The 14,553-nt window shown below is 46.9% G+C and carries 16 protein-coding genes; 1 reads left to right on the top strand and 15 read right to left on the bottom strand.

Annotated features, from left to right (window positions below; genetic code table 11):
* The first annotated feature begins 217 nt into the window (after window positions 1-217).
* Window positions 218-1,762 carry a bifunctional aminoglycoside phosphotransferase/ATP-binding protein gene (locus tag L1F30_RS01685; protein ID WP_253358603.1) on the top strand — a complete coding sequence of 515 codons (1,545 nt, stop codon included), beginning with the start codon at window positions 218-220 and terminating at the stop codon, window positions 1,760-1,762.
* A 438-nt stretch (window positions 1,763-2,200) separates the two neighbouring features.
* On the opposite strand, the gene L1F30_RS01680 is transcribed toward L1F30_RS01685, so the two are convergent.
* The 15 genes from L1F30_RS01680 to L1F30_RS01610 all read right to left on the bottom strand — a co-directional run bounded on the left by L1F30_RS01680 (window position 2,201) and on the right by L1F30_RS01610 (window position 14,540).
* Entirely contained in the window at window positions 2,201-2,581 is a 381-nt protein-coding gene (locus L1F30_RS01680) for a VOC family protein (RefSeq protein WP_253358601.1), read from the bottom strand.
* 125 nt (window positions 2,582-2,706) lie between these two features.
* Entirely contained in the window at window positions 2,707-3,003 is a 297-nt protein-coding gene (locus L1F30_RS01675; protein ID WP_253358600.1) for a barstar family protein, read from the bottom strand.
* Window positions 3,004-3,037: 34 nt separating this feature from the next.
* Window positions 3,038-4,039 carry a hypothetical protein gene (locus L1F30_RS01670; protein ID WP_253358598.1) on the bottom strand — a complete coding sequence of 334 codons (1,002 nt, stop codon included), beginning with the start codon at window positions 4,037-4,039 and terminating at the stop codon, window positions 3,038-3,040.
* Window positions 4,040-4,087: 48 nt separating this feature from the next.
* The gene (locus L1F30_RS01665) at window positions 4,088-4,954 is read right to left on the bottom strand and encodes an IS3 family transposase (protein WP_253358597.1); all 867 of its coding nucleotides are present in this window, start codon (window positions 4,952-4,954) and stop codon (window positions 4,088-4,090) included.
* The gene (locus L1F30_RS01660) at window positions 4,951-5,259 is read right to left on the bottom strand and encodes a transposase (RefSeq protein ID WP_253358596.1); all 309 of its coding nucleotides are present in this window, start codon (window positions 5,257-5,259) and stop codon (window positions 4,951-4,953) included. Before L1F30_RS01660 ends, L1F30_RS01665 begins: the two co-directional genes overlap by 4 nt.
* Before the next feature lie 153 nt (window positions 5,260-5,412).
* Entirely contained in the window at window positions 5,413-5,784 is a 372-nt protein-coding gene (locus L1F30_RS01655) for a hypothetical protein (RefSeq protein ID WP_253358595.1), read from the bottom strand.
* 929 nt (window positions 5,785-6,713) lie between these two features.
* The gene (locus L1F30_RS01650; RefSeq protein WP_253358594.1) at window positions 6,714-7,325 is read right to left on the bottom strand and encodes a hypothetical protein; all 612 of its coding nucleotides are present in this window, start codon (window positions 7,323-7,325) and stop codon (window positions 6,714-6,716) included.
* Between the two features lie 507 nt (window positions 7,326-7,832).
* A complete protein-coding gene (locus tag L1F30_RS01645) occupies window positions 7,833-8,204 on the bottom strand; it encodes a hypothetical protein (protein WP_253358593.1) in 372 nt (123 codons plus the stop codon).
* Between the two features lie 138 nt (window positions 8,205-8,342).
* Window positions 8,343-9,290 (bottom strand): RDD family protein, encoded by a 948-nt coding sequence (locus L1F30_RS01640; protein ID WP_253358592.1) that lies wholly within the window; start codon window positions 9,288-9,290, stop codon window positions 8,343-8,345.
* Between the two features lie 165 nt (window positions 9,291-9,455).
* Window positions 9,456-9,761, bottom strand: coding sequence for a hypothetical protein (locus L1F30_RS01635; protein WP_253358590.1), 306 nt, complete (start codon window positions 9,759-9,761; stop codon window positions 9,456-9,458).
* 453 nt (window positions 9,762-10,214) lie between these two features.
* The gene (locus L1F30_RS01630; protein WP_253358588.1) at window positions 10,215-10,592 is read right to left on the bottom strand and encodes a hypothetical protein; all 378 of its coding nucleotides are present in this window, start codon (window positions 10,590-10,592) and stop codon (window positions 10,215-10,217) included.
* Between the two features lie 773 nt (window positions 10,593-11,365).
* A complete protein-coding gene (locus L1F30_RS01625) occupies window positions 11,366-11,821 on the bottom strand; it encodes a hypothetical protein (RefSeq protein WP_253358586.1) in 456 nt (151 codons plus the stop codon).
* 130 nt (window positions 11,822-11,951) lie between these two features.
* Complete coding sequence (locus L1F30_RS01620) at window positions 11,952-12,323, bottom strand: hypothetical protein (protein ID WP_253358584.1); 372 nt, start codon at window positions 12,321-12,323, stop codon at window positions 11,952-11,954.
* Window positions 12,324-12,477: 154 nt separating this feature from the next.
* Window positions 12,478-12,786, bottom strand: a complete 309-nt coding sequence (locus L1F30_RS01615; protein WP_253358582.1) for a hypothetical protein — start codon at window positions 12,784-12,786, stop codon at window positions 12,478-12,480.
* Between the two features lie 725 nt (window positions 12,787-13,511).
* Complete coding sequence (locus L1F30_RS01610) at window positions 13,512-14,540, bottom strand: alpha/beta fold hydrolase (protein WP_253358580.1); 1,029 nt, start codon at window positions 14,538-14,540, stop codon at window positions 13,512-13,514.
* Between the last annotated feature and the right edge of the window lie 13 nt (window positions 14,541-14,553).

Raw genomic sequence — 14,553 nt, 5'->3', positions numbered from 1 at the left:
CGCCCGGGTTAAAAACTTAATCGTTTAAGCGGAAATAAAGAAGGTTATAGGCTCAGGTTTTAGGTGTCAACCAAGGCCGCTGGCCGCAAACGCCCATGGGGCGCGCCATCAACAGGCCCCACGCGGGTGCCTTCAGGGGCCGATTGCGGTAGCATTGCGCCCCCGGAAGCACGCCTGCCACGCAGACATCCCCCGTTAATAAACCAAGAGCCCGCCCATGCAAGCCGAATCTATTCAGGCGCTGATGCGCCCAGAGGCCTTCGACCACCCAGTGGCCAACCTCCAGCTCATAGAAACCCACATCTCCTGGGTTATTCTCACAGGCGAATACGCCTACAAAATCAAAAAGCCGCTGGACTTGGGGTTTCTGGATTTCAGCAGCCTGGCCAAACGCCGAGGCTTTTGTGAGGAAGAGATTCGCCTGAACCAGCGCTTTGCCCCCGAAATCTACCTAGGGCTGGTGGCCGTTACCGGCACCGAGGCCGCCCCAAGCCTGGCCCAGGCTGGCGCCCACCCACTGGATTACGCTGTGAAAATGCGCCAGTTTGATCAAGACCAACTGCTGGATGCCATCTACCAGCGCGGTGAGCTAAACAACGCGCTGATACGCGCCATCGGCCAACAACTGGCAGACACCTACGCAGGCCTGCCCGCGCTCTTCCCCGAAGACGGCCCCGGCACACCCGGCACCTTGAAAGCCGCCATAGATCAAAACTTCGAGCAAATCGGCGCCTACCCACTGCCCGATGCCGAGCGCGCGCAGCTAAACGCGCTGGCCGAGGCCACCTGCAATGCCTGTGAACGGCTTGAAGGTAAAATGAACCAGCGCCTACGCGATGGCTTTGTAAAAGATCTGCACGGCGATTTGCACCTGGGCAATATCGCACTGGTGAATGGCAAGATCCGCTTTTTTGATTGCATAGAATTCAACCCGGGCTTTCGCATTATGGATACTGTGGCTGAAATCGCTTTCATCACCATGGACATGATTGCCCGCGGCGCCACCACCGAAGCCCGCCGCCTGCTAAACAGCTACCTGGAATATTCCGGCGATTACCAAAGCCTTGCGCTGCTTGATCTGTACCGCTGCTACTACGCCACCGTGCGCGCGAAAGTCACGCTCATGCAATTTAGCCCGCAAGATCACGCCCTGCTTAACGCCCCGGCGTTTAACACCTTCCGCCACTACCTCACGCAAGCTTTAAGCTACACCGTACCCACACGCCCCAGCCTCAATTTGATGCACGGCGTTTCTGGCACCGGCAAAAGCACCCTGGCTCAAACCCTGTGCGATCACACAGGCGCCATTGCCATTCGCTCGGATGTAGAGCGCAAACGGCTATTTAACCTGCGCCCCGAACAAGCAAGCGCGCCCGGCCAAAATATTTACAGCGCAGAGGCAAACACCAACACCCTCAACCAGCTGGTTGCCCAAGCACAAAAAGTTTTGGATGCAGGCTTTAGCTGCATACTCGATGCAACCTTCCTGCGCGCGAGCGACCGAGCACCGGCACTTGCCCTGGCCAGCAATACGGCCACACCGGTGCGCATAATTAACTGCCAGGCACCGGAAAACATTATTCGCGAGCGCCTGGCCAACCGCAAAGCCGAAGGTATTGATGCCTCAGAGGCAGATGAAGCAGTAATGGCGCAACAGCTCGCCCACTACGAGCCGCTCACCGAACAAGAGCAAGCCATCACCCTGGTGGCAGACACCACCCAGCCACCCGCCCTTTTAGCGGAACAATTGCGCCTGCCATAAACAACTGAGCGCGCACAGCATAGTGCGCGCTTGCTTATCACCAGGCGTACATGCGGCCGTCAGCCCAAAGAGTGAGAATCAAAAGCGCTAACAATGAGAATTGCTAAAGCGGGATGAGGTAGAACCGACTGTCGCAAAGCTTGGTGCTTTGTTAATGGCCGAAGCTCCATTTACTATTTGGGTATTAATGGCATATGCGCACTGCGGGCTTGCAGTAGCATTGTTTGACTGAACTCGAAGTTACCGGCCCAGCTGACGCACACGAATAAACGTGCTTTTTTCTCGCCGTTCACGCTAAATATAACTTACGAAGATGCCTAAAACGTGTGGGGATGCTGGCCATTTAACGCTGCGCTAACGGGCAAAAACACTGCGGAAAAGTACGAAGCACCGCAGTGTTATTACCCCAGCGAACCCAGTAAGCGAGTCGGGGCCTTGCTAGCCACTTTTGTTGACTTTCCACGGCGGTGACAAACGGTTTTCTCCAGCCCAAAACAGTTTAATTTTGTTTCCCGATGAATCTTTTAAAACAGCCTCTTTCCAGAGATATCTTTGTTCCGTAGGGAGCTGCATGAACTGAATCCCTTTTTCAACCAAAGACTCCACAAGTTTTTCTAGCTCATCAGTTTCAAAATATATGATAGCACCATTTTTAAACTCTTCTGATTGAAGAGAAAGAGAAAAAGTAGAATTACCTTTTGGGCAAGAAAACCTCGCATAGTGTGGCGCATCTACGATTTGAACAAACCCAAGAGCCAGGTAGAACTTTACCGCTTCTTCCATGTTATTAACTGGAAGAGTGACTTGGTTCATCTCCATTTAAACTTCCAAGTGGCTTACGCCGCCATATGGGGCAGCTTTGTAGTTGATTTATGTTGTGATAGCAAAGCACAAAATGAAGCGACGGAAAAGTCCCCCCCACCATGATGGCTTTGTTAGAACTTTTAGTTCACACGAAATTTTATGGGATTGCCAGGAATCGTACTTAGATCATAAGCGATTTGCCGAAGATGATCATAAAAGTAGCCCTCACGTAGAGCTTTTAAATTTTCCGTTTTTCTAACCGATATAAAACAGGACTTCGTTGGGGAACCCGGTGCGCCGGCATGCAATGCATCCCATAGAGCATCAAGATTACGTCCGAACTTTTCCGGTTCGTAAGTGTCGACATTGCCGACATATGCATCCCAGAACTCATCCTCTGTTTTTATTCCGGAGCAATCGATAATGTACTTAATCATGGCTAACTTCTAACGCCTCAAACACCGGCCCAATTTATTGCGTCCGAGCGCTTTGACTTGTTAACCACTTTTGCAGTTCCTTTGCTGTGATAAATGTATACTTATAGCCTGACGTTTTTTCAATTACTTTTTCCGGATACGGATATATAGCCCGCGCCTCATCAAAATATTGCTGTGCTAGAAGAGCGGTTGCGGGGTTATCCTTTAACATGGCCCACTTCGTATATAGTGCGCAACCTAAAGTAAATCGCCCCATCCCATAGTTCATGATATTGATAGCTTCTCTGCCATTTTTGATGGCCCCATCAACATCATTGTATGTAAATAATAAGAAGCTAGAATAATCACCCCAACTCCATGCATTGTCAGGTTCATATTCTATCTCTTTCTTAAAAGATTCATTAGCTTTATCGTATTGCCTCATCTTTCTGTACATTGTTGTTATTCCAGCAAGAGCACTTGCATAAGCTTTGCGATTATTCGTCCCTTTTTCAACGACGTATTGATATCGCTGCATTGCTTCTTGATACCGGCCATATTGTTCAAGCAAGCCTGCCCAATTCAAGTGCAGCCATGGAATTTCAGTTCCAATTGCTTCAGCCTTTTTTAAGGAATTTTCTGCATCCTTATAACGTTTCATCTGCGTGTAAAGATGTCCAAGCAACACATAAGAGTCAGCGTATTCAGGTTCTATTTCTATCGATTTTAAGATAGCAAATTCGGAAGGAGGGAGGCTGCCTCTTTCAAAATTATCATAATTTATGTGGCCGGCCATGATATACAAACGGCCAAGCTCTCTATAAGCGGGTGCGTAGTTAGAATCCTTTTCAAGAATATGCTGTAGTATATTTCCAGCCTCGTCAAGTCTTTGACCTTGTCCACGCCAAGAATCCAACAACGCCCTTGCTCTGTCAAAGTTATTGTAAAGTTCAATATTTTTGGCTTTATATTTTTTATCGATTGGAGATATCCATTCATTAGCAAAAGCAAAGCTTGCCGTGATACAGAGCATTAAAACAGTAAATATTATTCGCATATAGATTTCCTGTGTGGTGGCGTTCCCCACAAAAAGTAGACACTCCAACTATGCAGCAATCGCTGCCCTCTCCTCAAACTCAACAGGGCTAACCCCGTCGTTTGCAGAATGCCTTCTCTTGCGGTTATAAAATATTTCAATGTAGCTAAATATACCTGAACGTGCAGCCTCTATCGACTGGTAGTTCTTGGCGTAGATCAGCTCTACCTTTAACCGAGCGTAGAATGATTCCATCACCGCATTGTCCCAGCAGTTACCTTTTCGGCTCATGCTACGCTTGATTCCGTGTCGCTCAAGGTACCCTACATACTCGTTCGAGCGGTACTGGGTTCCACGGTCAGAGTGAACGATTAGGCCTGGGCTTACACCTCGGGCATCAATCGCCATTTGCATCGCCTCGGTAATCAGCTCCACTGTCATACTCTCATCGAAGCTCCAGCCGATGATTTTGCGCGAGTAAAGATCCATTACCGTTGCCAAGTACAACCATTGGTTTTCAACCCAGATATAGGTGATATCCGTTACCCACTTCTGATTAGGCCTCTCTGTAGTGAAATCCCTCCACAGCAGATTATCTGCGACGTTATGCATCGTCAAAGCATGCCCGCCATAATTGAAAGCCTTCCCGTTACGGGCGACTATCCGCTGCTCCTGCATGATTTTGGCAATATAGTTGATCGAACACTTATACCCTTGCTCGTTAAGCTCCCGTGCGATTCTGGGGGCGCCATAAGCGGCCTCAAACTCTTCGTAGGTATCTCTAACCAAGCTAGTGATCTGGTCTCGCCGCTGCTCTCTCGGGCTAGATGGACAATCCCGCCAGCGATAAAAGCCTGATGGGTGGACCACCAACACTCGACACATCAATCTTATGTCATATTGATCGGCATGCTGTTCTATCAGCTCGTACTTCACTCTTGGTCTTTCGCGAAGTACGCAGAAACCTTTTTTAAGAATTCCATCTCCTCTCGCAGGCGTTTATTCTCGCGCTTCAACTTACGGAGCTCTTCGCTCTCCTGCTTGGAATAGTCCACGCCATCAACCGTATTAAATTGCTTGTCTGACAAGCGAGTGAACTGACGCTTCCAGTTTGATATCTGCTGGGCGCTAATGCCGAGCTCTTTGGCCACCTGAGCCTGGGTAACGCCCGGCTGCTCAGAGCGCTTGACCGCTTCTTTTCGAAACTCTTCGGTGTAATGCTGGTGTTTTTTACGTGCCATTCGACACCTCCATATCAGTCAAATACAACTATACAGGGTGTCTACTTTTCGTGGGTAACTTGGAAAACTAACGCTGCGGTAAATTGCAGCTTTGAAGTTGATTGCATTGTGGCAGCGTAGCGGCCGCCACATAAGCAAGCAACGGAAAAGATGTCAATTTGACTGCCTTGTTACATTTTGACTGATAAAAATCGCGAAAACACTTAACACTGGAATACTTGCAACCATGGTTACTAAGTGCCAATAAACGCTCACCTCACCCAACCAGAAAAAACCATGCAACAACACTAGAGCTATAGGTATAAAAAGTAACTTCATTTTTGCTGCGCTGTAAAACATAAATGCGGCAACAGAGAGCGCCAAAAATAAACCAGCCATTTGTATCAACGACAGTTGCTCAAGACCATGATTGACTCGATATGCGTTAACTGCAAATGGGGATGCCAATGCACCTAGGACGCAAAACAGCATTGCCGAAAAAAACATAAAAATTGGAACTGGCAGAAATTTGGCTAGAATCCTCACGACTCCCTCAATAAATGTAACGCCTGGCTTTGGGGCGGCAGAGCGACAGCGGAGCCGTCCCGCCGCGTATTTTGCGGCCTACAAAAGCCACTTGTTATGTTGATAAACATCTATTTAAGCCAACCAAACATACACTCTACAACTGAAGACTCTGCGCACCAATAGAACCAATCAAATCCATTGAACATGATGATCATAATAGCCGACAGTACGACGGCAAATAATAGTAAAAAAATCGACCCATAGATCCACCAAGGTATGGGTTCCAACCCTTTTCTTTTTCTATTTATGACCATCGAAGTAACAACAGCCCCAGAAAGCGCCACTGGTATTAAGTAAACAACCAACCAAATAAACCTATAAAATGGTATGGGGGCCCCATGCGCAAGAACTGAATCCGATACAAATAGCGCAAGGGAAAAAACCAGATATCTGCACCTCATTCACACCCCACAAATGTCCCTTTTTTCAACATAACGCCCGGTTTATGGGCGGCCGGAGCGTCAGCGTAGGCCGTCCCAGCCGCACGTTTTTTGTGCGGTGACTAGAACCGCTTGTTATGTTTGAACTAGCTTTGCCAACCATACCTTACCCAAAGATAAACGCGGTGAAGAAAAGATAACAAACAAATAATTAGACCAATAGCACAAAGTACAAATAGCAGGCCTAGGCCACCTGAGTATCCAATCCAGGCAAAGACACCCAGCATTAAACCTACGAAAATTTCGACTAGGGAAGATTCCCAGTCCACTGTCCTTCTATATGGAACGGTCTTCGACGCAAAATGCCTAACACTAATCTTCTTCATCGAGTCCTTTCAACATAACGCCTTTGTCAGTTGCGCTTTGGTTGTAGTGTAGTTTTGGTGTACAGTGGCGCAGCCACGCCAAAAACGAAGCGTAGACCAAAGCGTCAACTGGACAAACTTGTTAAGCATTTTCGCCAATTTTTTCTACTAATAACCTTGCTTTTCTTTGTTGATCGTTAACCAGCCGTACAGGAACACCTTCCAGCCAGCTATTCTCATAAGAAATTTCTTTAGATGGTGACTTTAGGGTAGCTCTAATAGTAATCCGACACTGAGGATTATCCTGATATTTTGCTATATAGTCAGCCTGCTCACCTGTTAAATCACCTTCAGCCAAGATCCCATCATGTACTGAATACTTTTCCACCTTTAGGTCGTGAAAATCAGTTTTAGACTTGGCAGTTAACCCACCATAACCAAATTCCAACGAAATATTTTTAATGGAAAGCGAAAATGGATTTAGGTTTATTACTTTTAACCATGCTTGGATTCTAGGCAGCTCATGAAGCCACAGCTCGAAAGGGGTATTCCTAGGCCGCAGATCTAAATCTACATTCTTAGCGATATCTTCCGAAGATCTAAATAAACTGACCAAATATTCCGAGATGTGAGTAAGGAATTTTGCAGGCGCAGAAAACTTTAACTTCCTAATAAAGTTTAACGCTGCAATTCCAATAACAACACCGAGACCACTAAAAAGCCATTCGATGTTGTTTAGTAATTCTTCGAACATGGTTGATATACCCTAATGCTTAACGCCCGGTTTAGGGGCGGCCGGAGCGTCAGCGTAGGCCGTCCCAGCCGCGTTTTTTGCGGCGATTATAACCGCTTGTTATTGAAGCCACCTGCCCCACTTGCTACAACGCACGATGCGAAGCGCCAGCGCAGCCTATGGCAATTAATTTTGGTAAGAATACTTTACCTATGGGCCATTTAAAACCCGCTTAGGGCACACCACAAACAAGGCATGCACTTGCCGAAGCTACACAATTCTTGGTGGCACGAAGAACGAAACTACGTACTTAGGTACAGCACAATCCTTGATACCGGCATGCCGATTGTTGGCACACTGCTGAAATCATTCCCTTACTATCTACCTGTAAAAATGGCCTGGCTCAATAACGCCGCCATTTGCGGCAAATTTGGAGTGGGGCGTTTTGTGCTAGCGTAGCGTCAAAGCACAAAACGCGCCACGGAAAATTTGTCCAGCCAGCTTTGCTGGCGAGGCAAAATGGCCTTGTTAAGTGGGGTTGCAGGAGGGTAGCTCGCTTGGAATAGGACTAATACGCTTGGTAAAACCGTCTTTTGCACAAACAAGTAAAAAGTTACCATTTAAAGCAGATTCCGAACTTTGATTCGTAACCAACTGAGTCTCCCCCGCTGGACTCAATAATACCGTAGATACACCCTCTGTGGTGCCAGCCACCTTTAACAAATACCCACCATCGAGCTTAACCGTCTCCGCACCACCTGAAGTGAGAGCTACACTGTATGTTTTAGTCGATGCGACTTCTCCAGCATCGTATGCGACTAGATAAGTAATGTTGCGATCAGATGAATATGCGAAAAAACTAGTAAACAAAGTTACCACTGCGACAAGATATTTATACACTGTAAAGCTCCTTTTAAAAATATGAGATTATCCTGCCTAATTATGAACCGAAGCTGAACAGACACTTAACGCCCGGCTTTGCGGCGTGCCGAAGCGTAGCGTAGGCACGTCCGACAACAGCCGCTTGTTAGATTACGCTTACTCAGAACCAGCAAACTCACCAGGATTGAAATCATGTGTATGGCTTGACCACTGAGACCAGATACCTATGTCATAGCCGTATGTTAGAGTAATTCTAAGAGCATCTTTATTCACTGCTTCGGGGTAATTTTGGATAACAATAGCGGCTAATTTTCGAGCAAGCTCAACATCACTAACTTTATTGGATGAGAGAACGGCTTGAGCAGTTACATATGTTGTTGTTTTGGTCCCCTCATTTACAGAGCTGAAAGTCGTCGTACTGGTAGTAACCGTAGCATAAGATACTTCTTGCTCATTTGAGAGAGCCGACTGAACCGCAAGCATGTCTTTAAATGGTTCATTCTGTGCCAGTTTCCCAGTAAAGGCAGGGACTATTGCAGCAGCGACAAAAAATACTGCAACTATTACTAGATGGAGCTTCCAAACTTTGCCAACCTCTTGCTTTTCAATGTTGGCATTGACCACCAAGGTGCCAGCTGCAAGGTCATGAAGTGACTGCCTGGTTACTCTGTTAAATATGTACAAATAAATTATAGAAAATAACCCGCCGAAAACGATCATAGAGAGCGGGTACATTAAATACGAAAGTAACGCTTCATTTGAAAACTGGGCCCCATTTAAAGAAAAAGGAGCGGCCAAAACAATGTATCGAAATACAGACCTAATTAAAGGTATTGTATGGTTATCTAAATCAACGACTCTAAGATTTAAAAGCCTTTTTCCAATAGTTTGTCCATTAGACAGCTTGCTATTCATTAACCCGAAATAGGCTAAAGCAATACCAAAACCTATTAAACGCCCCCAGCCACCGATTTGAACAAACGTAGCCTTAAGGGCTAACCCCAATAGAAAACCCACTAACCCAAGAATCAGAGTGTCGATAAAAAGAGCTCCGATTCTCCTCCAAAAATTTGCTATCCAGTTTTGTTGCACTTCTTCTGTCATTCTTATTCCTTGGTTGGATCTTGATAGTAATCTAACGCCGCCAACAGGGGCAGACAACATGTAGCGATTTTTGTGTTAATTTGGAGCGATAGCGACAACACAAAAAGCGCGTAGTGTTGGCTGTCCTAGCCGCTGTATTTTAGCGGCTATACCTGCTTGGCTTTGTTATGCATTGTGAAGTTGAATGCCTAAATATACTAGAGCTGCCACCATGGGCACCCACACCAATGGCGAAAACAGTAGTGGCATTGGTTCTGAATTTCCCAACCTTGCGCGCTTAATAGACCACCAGATATGAAACCAGTAAACCCCACAAAATGTTGCGATACTTAAACAAAGAAATATTGCACCAACAATAAGAATATTTTCTGACTGGTTACCGACATACCAGGCAGATAATACCTGACCAAACCCTACTCCGAGCATTAGCAGACTACTGAGACCAGCCTTTTTAACACTTGCTAAATCCATGGCTTGTTAATTCCTTTTGATCTGCATAACGCCGGTGGCATGGGCGGCCGCAGCGCAGCGGAGGCCGTCCAGCAGCGTTAGCTGCGACATGACCACCCTTGTTAAGGATGCGATCTACCAAACTTGCTACAACTTACGTTGTGGAGCGGCAGCGAAACCGCAACCTAGATAAAATTACCCGCAAGAATGCCATAGCTAGACCACCTTGCGAACCCTAAAAGTTTACCGAACGATGCTGTGAACTCTGCGCCACTACGGACTACTTTGTGGCATGGGGAGAAACTGCGATTCTGACGCGGCACACTCCCTGATGCCGGAATTCTTTGAAACTGTGTAAAAACTTTTTGCCCAGCACTCACTTGATCAAAATTTATTAGAGCACCTTAACGCCCCAATAACGGGCCGAGCGACAGCGAGGTCCGGCGACCGCAGGGAGCATCGTTGATTGGTTTGTTATGTGTTTTTAGATTTAGCACGATACCACCAACTGCCAGCAATAAATGTAGATACAATAAACACGATATAGTTATTTAACTGTGCGTAATTTGAAAATATTTCAAAAACCGTGGCCAAGGCTACAATCGCCGCAACAATTGCAAATGACTGATGTGGAATTTGAGACCAACCAACTTGCGTATCAGCAAACCAACGCCAAGAAATATATGACAAAGCTATACCAGTTAATATAAATAGTACTCCGTATTCAATCTTTAATTCACGCCCCTCTTTAAAAGATATTTCGCCTGTATATAAGAGATATATTTCTAACGCGCCGACAAATACTAAAACTCTAGCTATTAATACTAGAATTGCTCCAGCTGTAAATTTCATACCCTCCCCTTACACATAACGCCGGTGGCATGGGCGGCCGCAGCGCAGCGGAGGCCGTCCAGCAGTGCTAGCTGCGACATGACCACCCTTGTTAAGGATGCGATCTACCAAACTTGCTACAACGTACGTTGTGGAGCGGCAGCGAAACCTTAACCTGATTAATTTAACCCGCAAGAATGCCACAGCTTGGCTACCCTGCGAAACCTAAACTTATGCCGAAAGATGCTGCGAACTACGCACCACTACGGGCTTACTTTTTGGCACTGGGAGAAACTGCGATTTTGACGCGGCACACTCCCTGATGCCGGAATTATTTGAAACTGTGTAAAAACTTCCTGCCTGGCACTCAATTGATTAAAGTTTTCTAGAGCACCTTAACGCCGCCAGCAGCGGCCGAGTGAAACGAGGTCCAGCGACCGCAGGGAGCGATGCTGGCTGGCCTTGTTAAGTGCTTTTTTGCGACTAGAGAACATAGTTATTTAATAACACTAACGCGATTAATAGGCAGAATAAACAGCCAATATTTTTAACTGCTTTACCCCTGTATTTTTTACCCTCTATGGTTAGTGCATTTGGTAACCATAGTGCATTGGTAAAATTGAATGACGTGAAGTAATTTCCCTTTGCTACCTCGGCATTTCGATTAGCTAGTGCCTTTATAAAGTAATAAAAACCCTTAAAGAAACATAGCCCGCCAATTACCAGGACAACAGAGCATAAAATTGTTGAAACTACCGAATTGATCATTTCCATCTTTGACACTTAACGCCGTGTTAACCGGCAGGCAAAGTGCTGGGGCTTTTGTGCGAAGATTTGCGAAGCAAATGCACAAAAGAACCAGCGCTTTGACTGTCCAGCGAAGCCGAAGGCGTAGCGGTGGTTGAACACTTTGTTATATTTTTTGACTTCACGTATTCCTCGAAATAATTTTGGATTTCATCGGAACTTATTTCAAATATTCCACAGTGTTCATAGCTGCGCTTAACTTTAGAAACCCTGTTGGCTACAATGTGCTGGCAACCACCACCAATATTTTCACCACCGCCTTCTTTCTCGCAGACGGCAACTTCCTGCCAATAATGAAAGCTATCCACTGAATCTGTACATGCACGATACGCATATTTGGCGTCTTTGACTATCTGGGTGCGCACTTCTCGATACTCTTTAGTGAGTTCACACGCACTCGATAGCGGCGACAAGATTAACAGTAAATACAGTATTCGATTCATAGTGAAATATAACGCCGCCATTTGCGGCAAATTTGGAGTGGGGCGTTTTGTGCTAGCGTAGCGTCAAAGCACAAAACGAGCCACGGAAAATTTGTCCAGCCAGCTTTGCTGGCGAGGCAAAATGGCCTTGTTAAGTGGGGTTGCAGGAGGGTAGCTCGCTTGGAATAGGACTAATACGCTTGGTAAAACCGTCTTTTGCACAAACAAGTAAAAAGTTACCATTTAGAACAGATTCCGAACTTTGATTCGTAACCAACTGAGTCTCCCCTGCTGGACTCAATAATACCGTAGATACACCCTCTGTGGTGCCAGCCACCTTTAACGAATACCCACCATCGAGCTTAACCGTCTCCGCACCACCTGAAGTGAGAGCTACACTGTATGTTTTAGTCGATGCGACTTCTCCAGCATCGTATGCGACTAGATAAGTAATGTTGCGATCTGATGAATATGCGAAAAAACTAGTAAACAAAGTTACCACTGCGACAAGATATTTATACACTGCAAAGCTCCTTTTAAAAATATGAGATTATCCTGCCTAATTATGAACCGACGCTGAACAGACACTTAACGCCTGCATTTGGGGCGGCGAAGCGAACGCGTAGCCGTCCCGCCGCGCTTTTTAGCGGCGAACAAGATGCACTTGTTATGTGATTTCACGGATGCCCCACTTCGTTCATTAGATATATCTCATCAATTTCTTCAATGCCACCGGACTTATGAAATCTGTAACCGATACAGTCTGTAGAACCAACTATTCTGAGGAAATACCACCTCGTAAGCTGTACTACCAGTATATAGTCATCGTCCTTGTGCACCTGTGACCATATAGAGGGCCAGTACTTCTTACCTTCTATTCTTATACTTTCAAGATTTACCCAGCCAATCTCTTTGATTTGTTCAAACGAGAAATCTGAGTATTTGGCTCTCATTTCCTCGAGAACACTTCGTACCTGATCTTTCATAGCTTCACATAACAGCTTATTCAACGGACGGAGCGCGGATATTTATTTTCAAAATATTGGATAAATCCAACGCTGGGTCCCTGTATTTTTGGTTTTGGCAATATATTTTGGCGTGAAAATCAACATATCACTGCCAATACCTAAAGCGGTTGGCAATATATTCCCCGTAGACCATGTCGAAATATACCCGATAAGCCCTTCATTAAAAACGATAAATGGCGAAAAAACATTGAATTTCTTGAGGATAAAACTGAGACCTAGCTACTGAAAAACGGCATCGGGGCACACTCTTGGTGCGCAACTGATCTACATGACATGGCCGCCCACACCAATCACCGCCACCTGAATTTTTAAAAAATCACCAGGGATGCCCATTTAAGCAAGCCAACGCTTATTGGCAGGCATAGAGCAATATGTTTGGGCGCGGGCGCCAGCGGTTTGCGGTTTGCGGTTTGCGGTTTGCGGTTTGCGGTTTGCGGTTTGCGGTTTGCGGTTTGCGGTTTGCGGTTTGCGGTTTGCGGTTTGCGGTTTGCGGTTTGCGGAGATTGAGCGCAAGCATTCAAATACAAATGCACAAATACACAGATGCATAGATACGATTTCAAAGCAGCAAAGGCCGTACCAGCGCTGACCCTATATCAACCCTAAAGAAGCCTGATAATAACCTTGTCAATAAGCGCACTGGACGCCAGGTAGCTAGCCTGCAATCTTAGCGCAACACTCATCTACCCCGCCTTGCTGGCCAGTCGCTCGGATTTGGCTTTAGCCTTTACGCGCAGGCTTTCAAGAAACTGTGCCGCTACCGTGAGGTATTCAGCGCGGATGTCGGAGCGCTCGTTAATGAGCTGGTGACGCGCATGGGTTAGCCAGTGCAATTGGTGGTTCGGCAGGCGTGCGGTGAGTACGGGGATGTTAAAGCGCCAATCGACAGTGGTGTCTTCGCGCCCTTGGATGATGAGCGTAGGCAAGGTGAGGGGCTTGCAGCGCCAGAATTGGTGCAACCACATTTTCATGGCGCTTACCCAGCGCACAGAAAGCTGTGTGGGTTGCAGTGGGTCTCGCTTTAGAAATTCCAGAAACGCTTCATCGTGGGAGTTGTGGGTAAACACTCGTGGCAGGTGCTTGATGAAGTGGCGCAGAAAGAAATGCGCGAAGCGGCTTATATGCCAGCCGTGCGGGCGCACCAGTGGTGCGAGCAGTATTTGGCCATCCAGTATGTCTGCGTGCTCTACTTGCGCGTGCATGTCCAGCTGGTATTTCAGCAATACCGAGCAACCGGTGCTTTGGGCGAGCGCAAAGGTTGGGCCGTCAACCGGCAGCTCTGCGGCTAGGTTCACCACAGCGGCAAGTGCTGCGGTGTATTGGCTGAAATCGTCAATGCTTGCACGCGGGCCTTCAGAAAGTCCGTGGCCCGGGAGATCAAAGGCGACTACGGCAAAGCCTTGTTGCAAACCGAATTCGATGGCGTTGCCGTACAGGCCTACGTGGTCGTAGTAGCCGTGCAGCACCAGTAGCACACCCTTGGGCGCGCTGGGCAGCCAATAGTGGGCGGCAATTTTTTGTGCAGAAACATTCAGGTAACCAAAGCCGTGGCGCAGGTTTTGAAAGCGCGCCTGTAGTCGGGTGAGGCCATAAAATTGTAAGTAGGTTTGAAAGGCCGCGCTCTCGCGCCAGGGCTTTTCGCATTGCGCGCTGCCGCTCAGTGGCTGCCACTGGGTGTGGATGGCGGTAATGGCGGTGGATAATTCAGACATAACAAAAAACGGC

Origin of the sequence: Simiduia sp. 21SJ11W-1, assembly GCF_024138675.1 — a bacterium.
Lineage (GTDB): Bacteria > Pseudomonadota > Gammaproteobacteria > Pseudomonadales > Cellvibrionaceae > Simiduia.
The sequence above is the reverse complement of the archived record's forward strand: the minus strand, read 5'-3'. Positions and strand labels throughout refer to the sequence as shown.

What these genes read in the sequence shown, in the direction of transcription:
- L1F30_RS01685 (WP_253358603.1), top strand. Translation starts at nt 218, where the DNA reads ATGCAAGCCGAATCTATTCAGGCGCTGATGCGCCCAGAGGCCTTCGAC.
- L1F30_RS01680 (WP_253358601.1), bottom strand. Translation starts at nt 2,581, where the DNA reads ATGGAGATGAACCAAGTCACTCTTCCAGTTAATAACATGGAAGAAGCG.
- L1F30_RS01675 (WP_253358600.1), bottom strand. Translation starts at nt 3,003, where the DNA reads ATGATTAAGTACATTATCGATTGCTCCGGAATAAAAACAGAGGATGAG.
- L1F30_RS01670 (WP_253358598.1), bottom strand. Translation starts at nt 4,039, where the DNA reads ATGCGAATAATATTTACTGTTTTAATGCTCTGTATCACGGCAAGCTTT.
- L1F30_RS01660 (WP_253358596.1), bottom strand. Translation starts at nt 5,259, where the DNA reads ATGGCACGTAAAAAACACCAGCATTACACCGAAGAGTTTCGAAAAGAA.
- L1F30_RS01650 (WP_253358594.1), bottom strand. Translation starts at nt 7,325, where the DNA reads ATGTTCGAAGAATTACTAAACAACATCGAATGGCTTTTTAGTGGTCTC.
- L1F30_RS01640 (WP_253358592.1), bottom strand. Translation starts at nt 9,290, where the DNA reads ATGACAGAAGAAGTGCAACAAAACTGGATAGCAAATTTTTGGAGGAGA.
- L1F30_RS01635 (WP_253358590.1), bottom strand. Translation starts at nt 9,761, where the DNA reads ATGGATTTAGCAAGTGTTAAAAAGGCTGGTCTCAGTAGTCTGCTAATG.
- L1F30_RS01630 (WP_253358588.1), bottom strand. Translation starts at nt 10,592, where the DNA reads ATGAAATTTACAGCTGGAGCAATTCTAGTATTAATAGCTAGAGTTTTA.
- L1F30_RS01625 (WP_253358586.1), bottom strand. Translation starts at nt 11,821, where the DNA reads ATGAATCGAATACTGTATTTACTGTTAATCTTGTCGCCGCTATCGAGT.
- L1F30_RS01615 (WP_253358582.1), bottom strand. Translation starts at nt 12,786, where the DNA reads ATGAAAGATCAGGTACGAAGTGTTCTCGAGGAAATGAGAGCCAAATAC.
- L1F30_RS01610 (WP_253358580.1), bottom strand. Translation starts at nt 14,540, where the DNA reads ATGTCTGAATTATCCACCGCCATTACCGCCATCCACACCCAGTGGCAG.